The sequence below is a fragment of the Pseudomonas sp. S2_E02 genome (assembly GCF_054668355.1).
The window spans coordinates 3738565-3756997 of record NZ_CP162761.1 but is presented as its reverse complement, the minus strand read 5'-3'; the positions used below and the strand labels follow the sequence as shown (position 1 = coordinate 3756997).

The following is an 18433-nucleotide window of genomic DNA, read 5'->3' as shown; positions in this document are numbered from 1 at the left end:
GTCAGCTGCTCGAACGACCAGAACCAGAACTGCTGCCCCAACCACCCCAGCCGCTACGGGCACTGGATTGGCTGCCGAAGCCGCCGCGTGAGGTCGAAGAAGCCACGTTGACCGGTTTGCTTTTGCTGCTCTCGTAATCCGTTTGGCTGCGCGTCGTGGTTTCGGCTCTGCGGTACTGCGTCGAGGTGTTGTACGGCTGGCGCGTTTCGCGATCGCGGTAAACCGTGCGTTCGGCGTTGTTGCTCATCGCGTTGCCGATCAGCCAGCCGGTCAGCCAACCGTTGCCACCGCCACTGGAGGTGTGCGAAGTGTTTTGCACACTCTGCACAGCCGCCGCATCACCCGCAGGCATTTGCGCGCCGGCGATGGCGTCAAGATTCTGCGCCGGCTCACCGTCTTTCGGCACTTTGAAGCCGCCGAGTCTCGGCACGAAGCGGCCGTCAGAATTCTTCTGGCACCAGTCAGCGGCAAAGTCCGCGTCGCACTTGGCCTTGTTGTCGTACGCCGGGGCAATGCGCCGATGTTCGGTCAGGGCGGCGACGTAAGCGTTGGAGCAGACATCGGCGGCCACTTCGGCGTCGACGCACTGTTCCACATTCTGGAAACTTCGTGGTTGATCTGCGGCTGTCGCCTGGCCGGAAATGGCCATCGCCACCGAGGCGGCGAGGGACAACTGAACGTATTTGCTGCGTTTCATCTAAGGCTTCCTGCCGATCAGTTGGACGGTGTCATGCACGCGGCGTTGAGCATGCCGACGCTGATCGCGACCGCAGCGACATAGATACCCGAAGCCACTTCGCCGTTGGCGATGCGCTGGGATGTGCCTTTGAGCACCAGGCCCGTGGCGAGGAATGCCAGCAGTTGCACCACCGCGGCAATCACCGCCCAGAGCACGAAGTCGAGGACGTTGACCGAAAACGCAATCACGTTACTGGCCGGAATCGCGAAGCCGATGATCGCGCCGGACAGGGCGATGGCGGCGGCAACGTTGCCGGAGCGGATCAGCTCGAACTCTTTGTGCGGCGTGATGCGGGTATAGACAAATTGAAACAGCATGAACAGCAGCACGGCGCCGATGAGGTAGACGACGAAACCGACCAGCGCGGTTTTGTTCAGGGAAACGGCCAGCACTTCCAGCATGAAAAACTTCCTTTTTTAAATGGTGCTCAGATCTGTCGTATACAGCGAGATGCCGAGCGAGGTGCTCAGGCTGACGGTGCCTTCTTCGTCCTGTTCGACGGAGAACAGCAGCAATTCGCGGCGATCGGTCAGGCCGGTCTCGCGCGCATAAAGCATGGAGTGGTGTTCGATGGTGTAGCTTTCGTCCGGATTGACCACTTGTTCGGTCATCGGTACCAGTTCGGTCTGGCCTTGTTCGGTGCCCCACTCGCGGGTGTATTCGACACCTTCGTGGGTGTAGGTCGGCAGGCCGATCGCGCTGTCGGGGCCGGCCAGGCGCTGCAGTTCGGCGTCACTGTTGACGGTCACGTAACTGAGGTAGTTGAACAGGGTGACCGATTCGATCTGGTCGTCACCGGTGACGTGGATCTGCAGCCAGAAATCCTCGTCGTTCATGTAATAGCGGTGCAGTTTGTTGGACTGGCCGAGGTCGACCCAGCCATGGCTCCAGATCGCCTGATCGAAGGGCACGCGCACCGTGGTCGAACCATCGAGCAGCAGCGCCAGGGTTGTATCGAACCTGACGGCCTTGCCTTGCGCCATGCCGAGTGGGCCACTGGCAACGGTCGGTGTTGGCGCAGCGGTCTGCCAGTTGCTGGTGCCCAGCAAGTCTTTAAACCATCCCATGGGTACGTTCCTTGAAGCGGGTGGAGGTGTTCGTCGGCGAAAAAAGCGTGGCTAGTGTACCGGGCTGAGCGATCAACGACACGCCACAAACCGTGTGGGAGCGAGCCTGCTCGCGAAAGCGTCATGTCAGCTGACTCATATGCCGACTGATACTCCGTCTTCGCGAGCAGGCTCGCTCCCACAGGTTTCGTGCAAATGCTTACTGCGAGGACTTCTGCTTCAGACGCTCAAGAATCGCATTGGCGCTGCCTTCGTTCGGCGTGATGCCGGCGTCGCGCAGTTTGCGTTCCAGATCGTTGCCGGTCGAGGCGTCAGCCAGCTCATCGGCCGCGCTGAGTTCAGCCGCACGTTGCTGCTGCTTGGCCTGCAGACGGTTCAACGTACCGACGGCAGTTTCCAGTTTGCCATTGGCGCCGCCGCTGGCGATGGAAGCGCTGACCTGAGCTTTCTGCACGCTTTCACGGGCCTTGGCCATGTCCACTTGCTGGCGCAGGCTCTTGATCCGCGACTCGGCTTTGCTGATGTCTTTGCGCATGTTTTCGGCGTAAGTACCGAATTCGTCGCTCTGCTTTTTCTCAACATCCAGCTCGTTGGTCAGGGTCGAAATCGCTTCGGCCACTTCCAGTGCCAGGTCTTCACGGCCGGCGTTCAGCGCCGAGACGGCTTTGGCCTCCAGATCCTTGATCTTGGCGTCGTACTCGCTTACGCGGTCGGCGGCCAGTTTGTGTTTAGCCATGATGGTGACCAGTTCGCGACGGGCGTTCGACAGCGCGCTGTCGGCATCGCGGATTTCCTGATCGAGGATGCGCAGGGCCTGTTGGTCCGCGATCGCTTCGCCGACTTCATTGGCGCCGCCGCGCAGTGCGGTGAACAACTTGCTCCAGATGGACTGAGTCATTGGATATTCCCTGTTGATTACTTGAAGAAGTGTTCGAAGGCTTCGCTCGCGCGCTGCACATTGTCGACCAGGGTTTTCACCTCGGTGACGACGTTGGTCAGGCTCGAGTCGGCGCTGAGGGCGCCAAACATGTTGTAAACGGTCTGCCCGTTCGGCATCGACTCGATACCGATCGACGACAGCGGGAACATTTCCCGGCTGCGCAACACGGCATCGTTGAAGGCGCGCACGTCGCTGATCGAATCGATGTCCACCAGCACGGTGTCGACGATGATCTGCTGGCCGGCCAGGGCGATGTGAATCGGCAGACCGCCGAATTCGTTCATTTCCAGCTTGATGCTGGGTTCGGAGCTCTGGATCAACGACAGCGTGATTTCTTGCGAAGCCACCTCGTCGAGGGCCTTGAGGGCGTTGAAGAGGCTATCGATGGTCCAGTTGTTGCCTGCGCTCATGTAATTCTCCGACATGAAAGAGCCAGCCAGAATCGGTTGGCGTAGCTGTTGCTCCATTTGCTTGAGCAAGCTTCGGTTTTCGGGAAGCACCCAAGTTTCGTGTTTCACATAACCTGCTGCGGCCAGGCCTGCGCGCATCTGCTTCATATAGAAACTCGAAGGTTTTTTCGCAGACGGTTTTGCGCGATCCCCCTTGGGACTCTCTGATTTCGCGGTGGGGGAACGGCTTTTCATGGCAATGGCTCGGTTATGGACATCTCACGCGTGAGCCACACTACAACCAATTCAAAGTGCCATCAATGGCTCACGCGTGAGATTTTTATGACAGACGAAAAAAGGCCCGCTACGAGGCGGGCCCAGGTTTTTCGCAGAATGACTCAGTGTTTGGCAGCGAGGTATTCGTCAGTAGATACCACGCTGGCGTAGGCGAAACCGAGCGCCGACATGAACGCGGCATGGACGTGTGCCGCCGGCACCGTCAGACCATTGAACGCCAGGTCACGGCTGGCGCAGGCGTCATGAATCACCGTGACGGCGTAACCCAGATCCGCCGCCGCGCGGGTAATGCCGTCAATGCACATGTGGCTCATGCTGCCGACCACCACCAGCTCCTTGATGCCTTGTTCGTCGAGGATCGCTTGCAATTCGGTTTCGCGGAACGAGTTGACGAAGTGCTTGAGTACTACCGGTTCATCGGCGCGATTGAGCACTTTCGGGTGTAGCTTGGCGCCGTCCGAGCCCGGGGTGAAAAACGGCGCGTCCGCTGAGGTGAACTCGTGGCGGATGTGGATGACCGTATTGCCGGCCTCACGGAAGGCGGCGATCAGCCGGGCGGCGTTGTCGGCAGCGGCGTCGGCACCGGCCAGCGGCCACTTGCCTTGGGGGAAGTAGTCGTTCTGGATATCGACTACGATGAGCGCTTGCTTGGCCATGGGTGTGTCCTCGATGGATTGGCTGGAAGTGGCTGCAGTATTGGCGCTGATCAGCGATTCGGGGATTGGCCGCACCGACAATAGACAGGGGAAAACTGACAATGGGCGCAGAAAGTGCCGCCATCGCTGAATTGGGTGTGCTGATCTATCCTGGCGCGCAAATGGCGGCGGTGCATGGTCTGACCGATCTGTTTGCGGTGGCCAACCGGATTGCCGCCGAACATCAGGCCGCGCAGTTGCCGGTGCTGCGGGTCAGTCACTGGCAGGTCGAAGGTGAGCAGCCGCCAACGCGCACTTACGCCAGTCATGCGGGTGACGACAGGGCTTTGCTGGCGGTGCTGATTCCGCCATCGATCGGCGGGTTCTCGGCGGCGCAAGCGCCGGCCAGCCTGATGCAATGGTTACGGGATCAACATGCCCACGGTGCGACGCTGGGCGGGGTTTGCGTAGGCTCGCTGATGTTGGCCGAAAGCGGTCTGCTCGACGGCCGCAGCGCCACCACCCATTGGACCTCGGCCAAGGCCTTCGCCGAGCGCTACCCGAAGATCAAGCTCAAGGCTGATACCCCGATTGTCGACGACGGCGACCTGATCACCACGGCCGGATTGATGGCTTGGTCGGAGCTGGGATTACGCCTGGTCGACAGGTTGCTCGGGCCGAGCATTGCCACCGGCACCGCGCGATTTCTGGTGATAGAGCACAGTGACAGCGCCAGTGAGTGCGGCAGTAATTTCGCGCCGATTCTCGGGCATGGCGATGCGGCGATTCTCAAGGTTCAGCATTGGCTGCAAAGCACCGGCGCGACGGATGTTTCGCTGACGGCGATGGCCGAGCGGGCAGGCCTGGAGGAGCGCACGTTTCTGCGCCGGTTCCGTGCGGCAACCGGGTTGAAACCGACCGAGTACTGCCAGCATCTGCGGGTGGGCAAGGCACGGGAAATGCTCGAATTCAGTAATGGCACGATTGATCACATTGCGTGGACGGTGGGTTATCAGGATCCGGGGGCGTTTCGCGCGATATTCAAGAAGATTACCGGGCTGGCGCCGAGTGATTATCGGACGCGGTTTGGTGTGTCCCCAAACCCGAAGCCGACGAATATCTAATGTGTGCGAGCCTGCTCGCGAAAGCGGTGGATCTGCGAAACTGTTGTTCGCTGGCACTACGCCTTCGCGAGCAGGCTCGTTCCGACATTGAACTCCACCGGGCCATAGATCGTGCAATTTGCCGGGGATCGGCGCGCGGTCGTGCAGATTGAAACAGGCGCGGTGCCAGTACGATTCTGGCAAGTTTCTGATTAGGCTAGGATTTTTGTGGAGCAGCCGTTGGCCTGATCTCTGCACCTCTTACCGCCACAGTTATCGAACCGATGGAAGGGGGGCGCATGACCCCGACACCCAGCAGGAAAATCGTGGTTGCCCACTCGGTGCGCCCTGACGCGCCGCAGCACGAAGTGCAAACCAATAAAGCCCTGGCGCGCTGGCTGGCGCAGATTCTCGGATGCAAATTCGGCGGCAGTTACGATCCGGACAAACATCGCGGTCGTGAGCTGTATCTACTGCCGACGCAAACCATTGTCGGCACGGCCAGCGCTCAGCAACTCGGCATCAAAGGACCGGACGATCTGTGGGGAGGTTTCGTCGAGCACGACTTCATCTGCACCAAAGCCATCAGCCACGGCCTGCGCAGTCATCTGGCCCACGCGCCGCGAGGCTGGTCGCCATTGTTTTCCGAGCGCGTGCGCAACGTGGTGCTCGACGGCCTCAGCGTGTTTGCCCTGGAAGATGCACGACCCGCCGCCGAACATCTGCTGTACAGCGGCCCGATACGCATGAAGCCGGTTCACGCCTGCGCCGGTCGAGGCCAGGAAGTGATCAAGAGCCTTGATGCCTTCGACGAAATCCTGTCCCGACCCGACATTGCAAAGCAGTTCAGCGAAGGCGTGGTGCTGGAGCAGGACTTGAGCGACGTTGTCACCCACAGCGTCGGCCAGTCGTTCATCGGCGATAAAGTGCTGAGTTACTGCGGTGATCAATACTTGACCCAGGACGCCCACGGCGAAGAGGTTTACGGCGGCTCGAACTTGCTGGTAGTGCAGGGTGGTTACGACGAATTGCTGGCGCTGGAATTGCCCGACGATGTTCGCCTGGCCATCGAGCAGGCACAGGTATTCGACAGTGCGGCGGATGAAGCCTATCCGCGTTTTTACGCTTCGCGGCGCAACTACGACATCGCCCAAGGTCTGGACAGCAACGGCAAAAACCGCAGCGGTGTGCTCGAACAATCGTGGCGCATGGGCGGTGCCAGCAGTGCTGAAGTTGCCGCGTTGCAAAGCTTCGTCAACGATCCGGGGATGCGCGCGATCCGTGTGTCTTCGGTAGAAACCTACATCGATCAGCCGTTGCCGGCGGATGCCATCGAGGTTTATCGCGGCCCGGCTGAGAACAGCGAATTTCTCCTCAAATACGTAACGGTCAAATCCTATGACGGCTAGAAGCGAAAGCATTCAAATCGACATTGATGATGAACAGATGAGCGGGACCTTTCTCAGTCCCAAATCGAAAGTGCCTGGCGTGTTGTTTGTCCACGGTTGGGGCGGTAGTCAGGAGCGTGATCTGGAGCGGGCAAAAGGCATCGCCGGTCTCGGGTGTGTGTGCCTGACGTTCGACTTGCGCGGACATACCGGCGGTACCGGGATCCCGCTGACCCGCGTGACTCGCGAAGATAACCTGCGTGATTTGCTCGCGGCGTACGATCGTCTGCTCGCGCATCCGGCGCTCGACACTTCGGCTATCGCCGTGGTCGGCACCAGTTATGGTGGGTATCTGGCGGCCATCCTGACCTCATTGCGCCCGGTACGCTGGCTGGCACTGCGCGTACCGGCGCTGTATCGCGATGAGCAATGGCACACACCCAAGCGCGATCTGGACAAGGCGGATTTGCGTGATTATCGAAGCACGCTGGTGCGCGCGGACACTAACCGCGCGCTGCATGCCTGTTCACAATTCACCGGGGATGTGTTGCTGGTGGAGTCGGAAACCGATGATTACGTGCCCCATGCGGCGATCATGAGTTACCGCGCGGCGTGCCAGCAGACCCATTCACTGACGCACAGGATTATCGATGGCGCGGATCATGCGTTGAGCGAACCGGTGTCGCAGCAGGCCTACACCTCGATTCTGGTGGACTGGATTACCGAGATGGTGGTGGGCGAGCGGTTGAGCATTATTCAATCAGCATGATTTTTTAGTGTTCTTTCGAACGCTATCGCGAGCAGGCTCACTCCTACATTTTGGAATGCGTTCACTTGTAGGAGTGAGCCTGCTCGCGATAGCGATTTCGAATTCAAAAACTAACTCAAGAGGGGTTTTTCTCGATCCGAAGCGCCTTGGCCTTGGCCTCAACCACCAGATACATCACCACCGTAATCAACAACGGCAACAGAAAATAAATCGCCCGATACGCCAGCAACCCCGCCACCAGACTGCCGCGCGAAGCCTCGTGTTGCAGCAGCGCCACAAACACCGCCTCCAGCACCCCAAGCCCCGCCGGAATATGCGTAATGACCCCGGCAATCGCGCTGATCAGCAACACCCCCAGCACCAACGGATAATCCAGTTTGCTCGGCAGCAACGTGAAGATCACCGCCGCCATCAGCGACCAGTTCAACGCTCCCAACAGCAGTTGCAGGACCGCCATGCGCAACGACGGTAGATTGATTTCCACCCCGCGAATCGACCACTCGCGGCGCTTGGAAAACTGGCACGCCGCGAGATAGCCGGCACTGATCAGTAGCAACAGCACGCCGATGCCTTGCAGCGCACTGCTGCTTATTTTCCAGCCCGGCGGCATCGTCACCAATCCACTGCTGAACACCACGCCGGCAATGGTCATGTAGCCAAACCAATTGGTCGCCAGGCTCAGCCCGAGAATCTTGGCGATGTTGCCTTTGCTCACGCCCAGTCGCGAATACAGGCGATAGCGCATGGCAATGCCGCCGACCCAGGCACTGAGATTGAGGTTGAACGCATAGCTGATGATCCCCACCGGCAGGATCTGCTTCCAGGTCAGGTCCTGACGAATGTAGGTGCGGCCGATCAGATCAAAACTGGCGTACACGAGAAAACTCAGCAGTGTCAGGCTGGCGGCGATGATCAGTGTGCGCAGCTTGAAGTCGGCAAGGGTTTGCAGCACTTCGGCCCACTCGATGCGCGTGGCGAACAGCGTCAGCAAGACGATCAGTGCGAGGAAAAACAGCAGGCTCAACGGGCGTTTCCAGCGACTCCATTTCGAGTGAGTCGCTGGTGCCGAATGGCTGCTCGAATGCGCTTCGGAATGGCTCATGGCGTGTTTCCTCGAAATGGCTTGAGCCGTGGTTTGTGCGCCGGCAGCCAACCGGCCATCGCCGGAAAATGCCGCAGAAAGTGAAACACCAGAAAACCCACGGTCATGTGCCAGATCCGACCACGCGGGGACTTGCTCGGGTCCATGGCTTTGCAGTGGTTCTGGCTGAGGTCTTCGAGGCGCTCGAACAGATGCTGATTGAACGCGCGGTCGCGGATCAGCACGTTTGCTTCCAGGTTCAGCGACAGACTCAGCGGATCGAGATTGCTCGAACCGACGGTGCTCCATTCTTCATCGACCAGCGCGACTTTGCCGTGCAGCGGGCGCTGGCAATATTCGTGGATCTGCACCCCGGCCTTGAGCAAGTAGTCGTAGGTCATGCGCGCCGCCAGTTTGGCCACCAGCATGTCCGGTTGCCCCTGCAGAATCAGGCGCACCTCGACTCCACGGCGTGCCGCATTGCGGATTTCCCGCAACAGGCGATAACCGGGGAAGAAGTAGGCGTTGGCGATCACGACCCGGCGTTTGGCGCGCCGCAGCACCTGCAGATACACGTCTTCGATGTCGGAGTTGTGCTGGTCGTTATCGCGGAATACCAGGCGTACTTGACCGTCGTGATCGTTGAACGCCATTTCCGCGCGGCGCTGGCGCCGGCGTTGCCACCAGAAGCGTGCGCGTCCGGGGCGACCGCTTTGCAGCAGGGCAAAGTGGTGGATGTCAGCGACCACCGGCCCCTGGACTTGCACCGAGTAATCCTGCTTGGCTTCGGGGCCAAAATCGGCCAGGTGATCGCCGGAAAAGTTGATCCCGCCAATAAACGCGACCAGGCCGTCGACCACCACGATCTTGCGGTGCAAGCGGCGGAACCAGTTGGTGCGGATGCCCAGGCGTTTCGGTGCCGGATCGAAGATTTGCAGGTGTACGCCGGCTTCGCTCAGTGCGGTGAGATAACCGGTGCTCAACTCGCCGCAACCGAAGCCGTCGAAGCTCACGGTGGTGCGCACGCCTCGTCGCGCGGCGTCGATCAGAATCTCCTGCAACTCGGCACCGACCTTGTCTTCGAAAACGATAAACGTCTCAAGGAGGATTTCACTCTTCGCCGCGCGCATCGCGTCGAACACCCGCGGGAAATACTCCTCGCCGTTCTCCAGCAACTCAACGCGATTGTTGCCCTGCCAGCTGTACTCGACATCAACATGGCCGGGCTCGCGTATCGGCGGGTTGATGGCGATCGGTTCCACGGCGGATTTCTCCAGCGGCGCACTGCTCATAGTTCGATCTCTACCGATAAAGGAACGTGGTCGGAAAGGTGCGACCAGGGCCGGTTCGCCAGGACTTTCGGCTGGCTGGCCTTGAGGTTGCGCACGTAAATACGATCAAGCCGAAGTGCTGGCAGGCGCGCGGGAAAGCTGCGCGCCGGTTTGCCCTGGTGCTCGGCGAATACTTCGCGCAGGCCGCAGGGTTTGAGCTGCGCATCGGCGCGCTGGCGCCAGTCGTTGAAATCGCCAGCGACGATCACTGGTGCGTCGTCGGGCAACTCCGCCAAGCGTTGCATGAGCAAGTCCAGCTGGGCGTTGCGATGACTCTCGCGCAGGCCCAGATGCACGCAGATCGCATGCACTTCGGTGCCGTCACCGGGCAGGCGCAGGACGCAATGCAGCAGGCCACGGTTCTCATGGCCGCTGATCGATACGTCGAGGTTGTCGTGGCGAATGATCTGGAATTTCGACAGCAGCGCGTTGCCGTGATCCCCCTCCGGGTACACCGCGTTGCGCCCATAGGCGAACTGCGGCCAGAGGCTGTCGGCGAGGAATTCGTACTGCGGCATCGTCGGCCAATTGTTGTAGCGCTTGGGGTGCTGTTCGTGGGTGCCATGGACTTCCTGCAGAAACACCACGTCCGCGGCGACGCTGCGCACTGCTTCGCGCAACTCCGGCAGGATGAAACGCCGGTTGAGGGCGGTGAAACCCTTGTGGGTATTGACCGTCAGCACGGTGAACGTGCGTACCGATGGCGCGACTACCGAACCTTCGTCTGTAAAACCGACCGGTTCCGGAATGCTCATGCCAACACTCCTTCGCCAGCAGGTTCGCCGGGGGTGGTGGCGAGGTCTTTATCCAGTTCGAAACGATGCAGCAACTCGCGAGCGTCATACGGTGCGCGGACTTTGATGTCGTTGTCGAAATAGCAGAAAACTTCGCGGGATTTGCGTGCGCGTGGCTTCAAGCGTGGCGCGATCAGATGAGCATCTTTGGGTTGCTCGCCGTGGTGCCAGGCGTCGATGCGCTCGGCCCAGCGCTTGAGTGCCGGTGCGGTGTAGCCACTGGCATAAAGTTCTTCGGCGCCGTGCAGGCGCAGGTAGACAAAGTCGCTGGTGAGGTCTTCGCGGTACGGCCATTTATTGGCGGTGTCGGCGATCACCAGTGCGGTGTTGTGGCGTTTCAACAAACGCACAAAGTCGGGATCGAGGAAGCTATCGTTGCGGATTTCCACGGCATGGCGCAGTGGCTTTTTGCGCCAGGCTTTCATGCTGGCGTGGCCATGCAGGTGGGAGTCGTGTTGATGGGCGAGGGTGGCGGCGGCTTCGGTATCGTGGGGCAGTAGCGCGAGGAAATGTTCAAAGCGCTCAGGCTCGAATTTGAAGTTCGGCGGGAACTGCCAAAGGATCGGCCCGAGCTTTTCCTTGAGCTCCAGTACCCCCGAGGCGAAGAAATTGGCCAGAGGCTTTTCGATCTCGCGCAAGCGGCGGATGTGGGTGATGAAGCGCGGCGCCTTGACGCTGAAAACGAAGTCGTCCGGCGTTTCGGCGTACCACTGCGAATAGCGTTCGGGCCGTTGCAGGGCGTAGAACGATCCATTGATTTCGATGCTGTTGACCGCCCGCGAAGCGAACTGCAATTCGCGTTTCTGCGCCAGTCCTTTGGGGTAGAAATCCCCGCGCCACGGTGCGTAGCGCCAGCCGGAAATACCGATGTGGATCGTTGCCATGCCGCCCTCCGTCGAAAGTCCTCGTGTTGCCGGTATCCTTTGATGACTGCGGGCGGTTCGGGAAAGTTTCGATGGCGTTACGGACGGTCACGTCCAAGTCGAAGATCAAAAGCGTTCCCCCTCACCCCAACCCTCTCCCCCAGAGGGGGCGAGGGGGAAGGGAGCAGATCTTCAGGGTTTTCAGGGGTTGAGTTCGACTCCGGACACTCAGGTCGATGTACTTCTCGCAGACAACTCGGTCAGTTCCCTCTCCCTATGGGCGGTCCGACGTTTCGGGAGGGCTGGGGTGAGGGCGCTCTTGAACTTGCCGTACAAATATCGATCAGTTCCTTACAGGTTCAGCCACGGGAGATCGGAGTTTTGATCAAGTTCAGGATCGCCATTGTGCTGGGAGCACTGCTGTTTCTCGGCGCCAGTGAAATCGACGCCGCCGCGTTGCCGGGCATCCCGGCCGCCGCCGAAGAGCCGGAAAAACCTGAACCGATTGTGCAGGGCGGTCTGCTCGGCGCGATCAGTTCGAGCATCGATGATGTGCAGGACAAACTCGATCTCAACGAACACCTGGTCGACGCCTGGCGCCTGCGCGCCGATCGCGCCGCCGATGAAGTCGACAAACTGGTCAACCAACCCTCGAACCGCTCGGGCTGGAGCATTACCGGGGACTTCCTTACGCTGTCGGGAGTCTGGCTCGGCAGTTTCGCGTTGTTGACCGTGCTCGGCAGTTTGATGGCCAAGCGTCTGCGCGAGGGCCGCTGGTTGCGCACCCGCCAGCGCAGTCAGGATCTGATTGGTTACTTGCTGCCGTACACCGTGCCGGCGCTGATCTGCCTGCCGCTGACGCTGTACGTCAGCCATTTTCTGCAAGCTTCGGTCGGCCGCGCGCTGGCGCTGTGTCTGGCCTACGCCACCAGCAGCGGCATCTTTTCCACCTCGATGTTGTTGTGCGTGGTGGTGATGTTCAACGTCGGTCATAAACGTCCGGCGGCGCTGATCATCCGCAACTACTGTCCACGACCGCTGTTCCTGATCGGTTTCCTCGCGGCTCTCAGCGACGCGCTGACCAGCCCGCAGATCGCCCGACAACTGGGCGGCAATATTACCAGCAGCGTCGCGGTGTTCACCGGGCTGATCGCCTCGATCATTTTCGGCTTGCTGGTGATTCGACTGCGCCGCCCGGTGGCGCATTTGATCCGCAATCGTTCGCTGAGCCAGCGCCTGAAACAACCGTCGTTGCAGGAGTCGCTGCGGATTTTCTCGGGGCTGTGGTACTGGCCAATCGTGCTGATGGTGCTGGTCTCGGCAGTGAATCTGATCGGCATCGGCGAGGACAATCAGAAAGCTCTGCGTTGCGCGTTGTTCACCACGGTTTTGTTAATCGGCACGGTATTCCTCAGCACGATCCTGCAGCACTTGTTCAAGTCACGAAAAGCCGAAGCGATCCAGCGCAGCAGCGCCTACAAGGAACGTTTTCTCAGCCTCTTGCATGCCTTGCTGCGGATCGTCATCGCTATCGCCTTCATCGATATTCTCGGGCGGATCTGGGGCGTTTCGTTGCTCGATTTCGCTCAGAGCAGCACGGTTGGACGAGCCATCAGTAACGCGCTGAGCAGCATTGGCCTGATCTTCCTGGTCACGTGGTTGCTGTGGGTGGTACTCGACACGGCGATTCAGGAAGCACTGAAACCGCCGCTCAGCAAACGCGCGGCGCGCCAGCCGAGTACGCGAGTGAAAACCATCCTGCCGCTGCTGCGCAACGCGATCAAAATCATCCTCGTGGTGATCTGCGCAATCACCACTATGGCCAATCTGGGGATCAACGTTGCACCACTGCTGGCCGGTGCCGGAGTGGTCGGTCTGGCCATCGGTTTCGGTTCGCAGCAACTGGTGCAGGACGTGATCACCGGGCTGTTCATCATCATAGAAGACACCCTGTCGATTGGCGATTGGGTGGTGCTCGATTCGGGCCATGCCGGCACCGTCGAAGGGCTGACCATTCGCACCCTGCGTCTGCGTGACGGCAAGGGCTTTGTGCACTCGGTGCCGTTTGGTCAGATCAAAGCAGTGACCAACCAATCGCGGCAGTTTGCCTTTGCGTTTTTCTCGGTGCAGTTCACCTACGACACGGACGTGGATAAGGCCATCGAGTTGATCCGCGAGACCGGCGATTCGATCCGCGAAGACCCGTTCCTAAAGTACAACCTGCAAGGGCCGCTGGATGTGTTTGGTGTCGACAAGATGGATTTGAACGGCGTGGTGCTGACGGCGCAGTTCCGCACGGTATCCGGTGGGCAGTATGCGGTGAGCCGGGCGTTCAATCAGCGTTTGAAGAAGCTTGTGGATAACAGCCCGGTGGTGCATTTCGCGCAGACTTATCCACAGCAGGTTTTGTTGCCGAAGCGGCAGCAGGAAGGGGCGGTGGTGGTGAGCGAGGTGCCGCAGGAATCGCGGACTTAACGGGTAGTTTTTTGGTGGGAATGCCAGCGCTATCGCGAGCAGGCTCACTCCTACAGGGGAACGCATTCCAAATGTAGGAGTGAGCCTGCTCGCGATGGCGCCAGACCCGCCAACCTCAATGCCGGATCAGCTTGCCGCGCACCTGCTCCATGCCGATCTGATCCAGCTCCAGCCAAAACTGCTGCTTTCCGGCAATCTCCGCCGCCGCTGGAATCCCATCCCGATAGACCAACCGATTACTCACCAGCGCCGGCACTTTCGTCCCTGGCAACAACGTCCCGGCCAGGTTCAATGGATCGACCCCGCACACCGCGACCAGACTGCCGTCATGCGGTCGCCGACGCACTTCGCGCAACAATGGAATCGCCTCGGGCAAGGCAAACTGTTCCCCCGCCAAACCACTGACAAATCGTCCACCGCGAATCTCGCCCCGTGCTTCCAGCCGATGAAACGTGCGCAGCAATTCGCGCCAGCTCGGCAACCAGTCCGCCTCACGCTCCAGCAAGCGCCAGAACACCACGCCATAACGGCGCAACAATGTCATCGCGACGTGTTCCAGAGTTTCGCTGTTATCCACAGCCGTTCCGCGCCGCAACAACGCCCAGCGCCCGGCGTCATCCATTCCACCGACAAACGCCCCGCGCCCGCGACGACTGCTGCGTTGCTGGCGTTTGCTCGGCGGGGTGATCAAGGCGCGCAGGCCGGCGAAGCTGTCGGCATTTACCAGCCCGGCGCCAACCAGCTCCTGCAAGGCGATTTCCAGCTCGGTGCGCAGCAGATGCGCTTCATGACTCAGCTCGTCAAAAAACAGCGCGCCGTGTTGACTCAAGGCTTCAAAGACCTTCTGGGTTTTTGGCGACAGTTCGTTCACCGGCGTCTGTTCGGCCAACGCACTCCACAAACCAACCTGACTACGTGGCAGCAGCACGATCGGCGTGCTGCGCAACGCCGTGCCGCTGACTTTCTGCCGGGCACTGAGGCGCGTCCACACCAGTTTGCCGTTGCGGCACAAATCATCCAGCCAGCTCGGTGAGTAGTCTTTGAGGCGGGCCGGAAGAATGTCGCTGTCCCACGCCGAAGCGGCCGCCGCGTAGCCTTCGAACTGGCCGACAATCGCTGGCAACACGGCGCTGCCATGACCGCGAGTTGTGGGCGACAGATGCTGCCAGTCGAACAGAAACCGCATGAAATCCTGCAGCGCGACCGGTTCGATTTCCCGGCGCAGGCGCTTGACCGTGTAGCGATGAATGCGCGCGAGCAGATGCCGTTCGCACCATTCCTCAATGTTGACCTTGGGCGTGAACTGGCCGCGTAGCACGTAACCTTCGCGCTCCAGTTGGGCAAGGGCTTGATGGACTTCAGTGGCCTGCAACGCGAGCGGTTCGGCAATCGCGGATAACGGCAGCGGTCCGAAGGCACCGAGGCGCGCGCGAATCACTTCGATCAGCGCTTCATCGAACGTCCACGCCTCATCGAATCCCGGCAACGCCTTCAGTTCGGCTTGCAATTTGGCCTGTGGATAAAGCGCTTGCAGACACGTCAGGCGTTCGCGGGCCAGCCACAAGCCATACTCGGCATCGATCTGTAGACGGCAGGCGCGACCACTGCTGGCCAGATTTTCCAGCCATGCACGCCAGCCTTCGTTCGTTTGCACCTCCTCATCGCTGATGCACGCCAGGCTCATCAGCGCCTCATGCATTTCATCCACAGCGTTCGGCGTCGGCCACGCCTCTTCACGCACGGCGGCAATCGCGTCCGCATCCAGCGCACCGAGGTCATCGGTCGATTGCGGATCGCTCCAGCGCCGGTTGATTACCGCTTGCGTGCGCCGTTCTTCCAGCGGTGCATCGTCGAGAAAGGTGTACGGCCGCGCGCTGAGAATTTCTGCAGCGAGCGGCGATGGCGCCGGCAAGTCGCGGCTGATCAAGCGCACGTCGCCACGCTCCATGCGCCGTAGCAGATTGAGCCAGCCCTCGCTGTCCATCGCCTCGTGCAGGCAATCGTCGAGGGTTTGCTCAATCAGGGGATGTTCGGGAATCTCGCGCTCGCCAGCAAGGTTTTCCAGGCAGGCGATCTGATCGGGAAATACGCTGGCGATCAGGTCTTCGCTTTTCATCCGCTGCAACTGCGGCGCAACTTTGCGCCCGCCGGTAAAGCGCGGCAGCGCCAACGCCACACCGGCATTCCAGCGCCAGCGCACGCCGAACAGCGGCGCGTCGAGTACGGCTTGAATCAGGATGTGCTCGGCGCTGTTGCTGTGCAGGTAACGCCAGACGTCATCGAGTTCGAAGCTGTGGCTGGTGGACAGCGACAGGACGATCGCGTCTTCGCTGGCGGCGGCCTGCAATTCGAAGTTGAAGGTGCGGCAGAAACGCTTGCGCAGGGCCAGGCCCCAGGCGCGGTTGATGCGGCTGCCGAACGGCGAATGGATGATCAATTGCGTGCCGCCGGATTCGTCGAAAAAACGCTCCATCAGCAGCGTGTCTTGCGAGGGCAGGGCGCCGAGGGTTTGGCGGGCGCGGGCCAGGTACTCGACCAGTTGCTCGGCGCTGGCGAGGTTGAGGCCGAGGGTCTGTGTCAGCCAGTCGAGTGCCGGTTGCAGATCGCCGGGGCTGGCGCTGAGCAGTTCATCGAGTTGTGCTTGCAGACGTGCGACAGCCGATGACAATTCATCGCTGCGCCCCGGCGCTTCGCCGAGCCAGAACGGAATGGTCGGCGGCTGGCCGTGGGCATCCTCGACGCGGACCTTGCCGGTTTCCACGCGCAGGATGCGATAGGACGTGTTGCCGAGCTGGAACACGTCGCCGGCAATACTTTCCACCGCGAAGTCTTCGTTGACGCTGCCGATGTTCAGGCCTTGCGGCTCGAGCATGACGCTGTAGTCGGCGTTATCGGGAATGGTGCCGCCGCTGGTCACGGCGGTCAGTTGTGAACCGCGACGGCCACGCAAGGTGCGGCTGACGGCGTCGCGGTGCAGGTAGGCGCTGCGGATGCCCTGGCGACCGTTGTAGCCTTCGGCGAGCATGCTCAGCAGGGCTTGATAGTGTTTTTCGTCGAGGTCGCGGTAGGGCGAGGCGCGGCGGAACATCGCCAGCAAGGCGTCCTCCGGCCATTCCTGACAACTGACTTCGGCGATGATCTGCTGCGCGAGCACATCCAGCGGCGCGACAGGAATGTGCAGGGTGTCGAGTTCGCCTCGGCGCACGCAGTCGAGCAGGGCGGTGCATTCGATCAAGTCGTCGCGGGTGGTGGCGAACAAACGGCCCTTGGGTGTGCCGCCCACCTGGTGCCCGGAGCGGCCAACACGTTGCAGAAAACCGGCGATAGAGCGCGGTGAGGCAATCTGGCAGACCAGATCGACTTCGCCGATATCGATGCCCAGTTCCAGCGAGGCGGTAGCGATCAATACCTGCAGTTCGCCGCGCTTGAGTCGTTGTTCGGCGTCGAGGCGAAACTCCTTGGCCAGGCTGCCGTGGTGCGCGGCTACGGCGTGTTTGCCCAGGCGTTCGCTGAGGTGCCGGCTCAGGCGTTCGGCCAGGCGCCGGGTGTTGACGAAAATCAGCGTGGTGCGGTGCTCGCGCGCAAGTTCGGCGAGGCGGTCGTAGACCCGTTCCCAGACATCGCTGGCCATCACTGCCGACAACGGCACGGGCGGCACTTCGATGCCCAGATCCCGTGGCCGCGCATGGCCGATGTCGATAATTTCGCAGGGGCGCTCATGGCCGACGAGAAATTGCGCCACGGCTTCGACCGGTTTCTGCGTGGCGGACAGGCCGATGCGGGTCAGCGGTTCGCCGCACAGCGCCTGCAGTCGCTCAAGACTGAGGGCCAGATGACTGCCGCGTTTGCCTGCGGCTATCGCGTGGATTTCATCGATGATCACCGTGCGCGTGGTGCCGAGCATTTTTCGTCCCGATTCCGAACCGAGCAGCACGTAGAGCGACTCCGGGGTGGTCACCAGAATGTGCGGCGCGTTCTTGCGCATGGCCGCGCGTTCTTTTTGCGGGGTGTCGCCAGTGCGCACGGCGGTGGTGATTGCCAGCCCAGGCAGATTCATCTGCCGCAGGTGTTCGGTGATCCCCGCCAATGGGTTTTGCAGGTTGATGCGAATGTCGTTGGAAAGCGCCTTCAGTGGCGAGACGTAGACCACCAGGGTTTCGTCGGGCAGGCCGTCGGGATCTTCAAGGCCTCGGTGGACGAGGTCGTCGAGCACGGCCAGAAACGCAGTGAGGGTTTTGCCGGAGCCGGTGGGCGCAGCGATCAGCGTTGAACGGCGCTGGCGGATCAACGGCCATGCGCGGGCCTGGGCGGCGGTGACCGTCGCGAATGTGTTGCTGAACCAGGCACTGACGGCGGGGTGAAAGCCTGCCAGGGCCGCGTCCGTGGGGATGGGCAGATTCATGGCTTAAGTTATGCGGGCGCGGGTGTGAAGATGCAAGTACCGCTGGGATCTTCAGCGTCTGGCCGGACCTCTTCGCGAGCAAGCTCGCTCCCACAGTGGATTTGTGTGCGCCGTAAATCCCTTGTGGGAGCGAGCTTGCTCGCGAAGGGGCCAGTGGCCA

General features: G+C 60.8%; 15 protein-coding genes. 4 read left to right on the top strand and 11 right to left on the bottom strand.

Annotated features, from left to right (window positions below; all coding sequences use genetic code 11):
- Position 1: 1 nt before the first annotated feature.
- The 6 genes from AB4O01_RS16860 to AB4O01_RS16835 form a co-directional block, all read right to left on the bottom strand.
- Entirely contained in the window at positions 2-697 is a 696-nt protein-coding gene (locus AB4O01_RS16860; RefSeq protein ID WP_099757306.1) for a DUF1190 domain-containing protein, read from the bottom strand.
- 17 nt (positions 698-714) lie between these two features.
- Entirely contained in the window at positions 715-1140 is a 426-nt protein-coding gene (locus AB4O01_RS16855) for a DUF350 domain-containing protein (RefSeq protein WP_007917221.1), read from the bottom strand.
- 15 nt (positions 1141-1155) lie between these two features.
- The gene (locus AB4O01_RS16850) at positions 1156-1806 is read right to left on the bottom strand and encodes a DUF2491 family protein (protein WP_460089075.1); all 651 of its coding nucleotides are present in this window, start codon (positions 1804-1806) and stop codon (positions 1156-1158) included.
- Positions 1807-2005: 199 nt separating this feature from the next.
- Positions 2006-2704: a PspA/IM30 family protein gene (locus tag AB4O01_RS16845; protein ID WP_016983574.1), complete on the bottom strand. Its 699-nt coding sequence runs from the start codon at positions 2702-2704 to the stop codon at positions 2006-2008.
- Between the two features lie 17 nt (positions 2705-2721).
- Positions 2722-3390, bottom strand: coding sequence for a YjfI family protein (locus AB4O01_RS16840; RefSeq protein ID WP_186621718.1), 669 nt, complete (start codon positions 3388-3390; stop codon positions 2722-2724).
- Between the two features lie 143 nt (positions 3391-3533).
- A complete protein-coding gene (locus AB4O01_RS16835; protein ID WP_460089074.1) occupies positions 3534-4088 on the bottom strand; it encodes a cysteine hydrolase family protein in 555 nt (184 codons plus the stop codon).
- 101 nt (positions 4089-4189) lie between these two features.
- Here AB4O01_RS16835 and AB4O01_RS16830 point away from each other — a divergent pair, with 101 nt between their 5' ends.
- The 3 genes from AB4O01_RS16830 (at position 4190) to AB4O01_RS16820 (ending at position 7327) form a co-directional block, all read left to right on the top strand.
- Positions 4190-5191: a GlxA family transcriptional regulator gene (locus AB4O01_RS16830; RefSeq protein WP_460089073.1), complete on the top strand. Its 1002-nt coding sequence runs from the start codon at positions 4190-4192 to the stop codon at positions 5189-5191.
- A 278-nt stretch (positions 5192-5469) separates the two neighbouring features.
- Entirely contained in the window at positions 5470-6579 is a 1110-nt protein-coding gene (locus tag AB4O01_RS16825; protein ID WP_460089072.1) for a DUF3182 family protein, read from the top strand.
- Positions 6569-7327 (top strand): alpha/beta hydrolase family protein, encoded by a 759-nt coding sequence (locus tag AB4O01_RS16820; protein ID WP_093434434.1) that lies wholly within the window; start codon positions 6569-6571, stop codon positions 7325-7327. Before AB4O01_RS16825 ends, AB4O01_RS16820 begins: the two co-directional genes overlap by 11 nt.
- 115 nt (positions 7328-7442) lie before the next feature.
- On the opposite strand, the gene AB4O01_RS16815 is transcribed toward AB4O01_RS16820, so the two are convergent.
- The 4 genes from AB4O01_RS16815 to AB4O01_RS16800 are packed head-to-tail and all read right to left on the bottom strand — an operon-like array spanning position 7443 to position 11417.
- Entirely contained in the window at positions 7443-8429 is a 987-nt protein-coding gene (locus AB4O01_RS16815) for a lysylphosphatidylglycerol synthase domain-containing protein (RefSeq protein ID WP_460089071.1), read from the bottom strand.
- Entirely contained in the window at positions 8426-9700 is a 1275-nt protein-coding gene (gene clsB / locus AB4O01_RS16810) for a cardiolipin synthase ClsB (RefSeq protein ID WP_099757301.1), read from the bottom strand. Before clsB ends, AB4O01_RS16815 begins: the two co-directional genes overlap by 4 nt.
- Positions 9697-10494: an endonuclease/exonuclease/phosphatase family protein gene (locus AB4O01_RS16805; RefSeq protein WP_095048826.1), complete on the bottom strand. Its 798-nt coding sequence runs from the start codon at positions 10492-10494 to the stop codon at positions 9697-9699. The genes clsB and AB4O01_RS16805 overlap by 4 nt, the downstream gene beginning before the upstream one ends.
- Positions 10491-11417, bottom strand: coding sequence for a DUF72 domain-containing protein (locus AB4O01_RS16800; RefSeq protein WP_460089070.1), 927 nt, complete (start codon positions 11415-11417; stop codon positions 10491-10493). The genes AB4O01_RS16805 and AB4O01_RS16800 overlap by 4 nt, the downstream gene beginning before the upstream one ends.
- Before the next feature lie 360 nt (positions 11418-11777).
- Here AB4O01_RS16800 and AB4O01_RS16795 point away from each other — a divergent pair, with 360 nt between their 5' ends.
- A complete protein-coding gene (locus AB4O01_RS16795) occupies positions 11778-13871 on the top strand; it encodes a mechanosensitive ion channel family protein (RefSeq protein ID WP_460089069.1) in 2094 nt (697 codons plus the stop codon).
- A 115-nt stretch (positions 13872-13986) separates the two neighbouring features.
- Here the strand turns inward: AB4O01_RS16795 and AB4O01_RS16790 are convergent, their stop codons facing one another.
- A complete protein-coding gene (locus AB4O01_RS16790) occupies positions 13987-18273 on the bottom strand; it encodes a DEAD/DEAH box helicase (RefSeq protein WP_460089068.1) in 4287 nt (1428 codons plus the stop codon).
- Between the last annotated feature and the right edge of the window lie 160 nt (positions 18274-18433).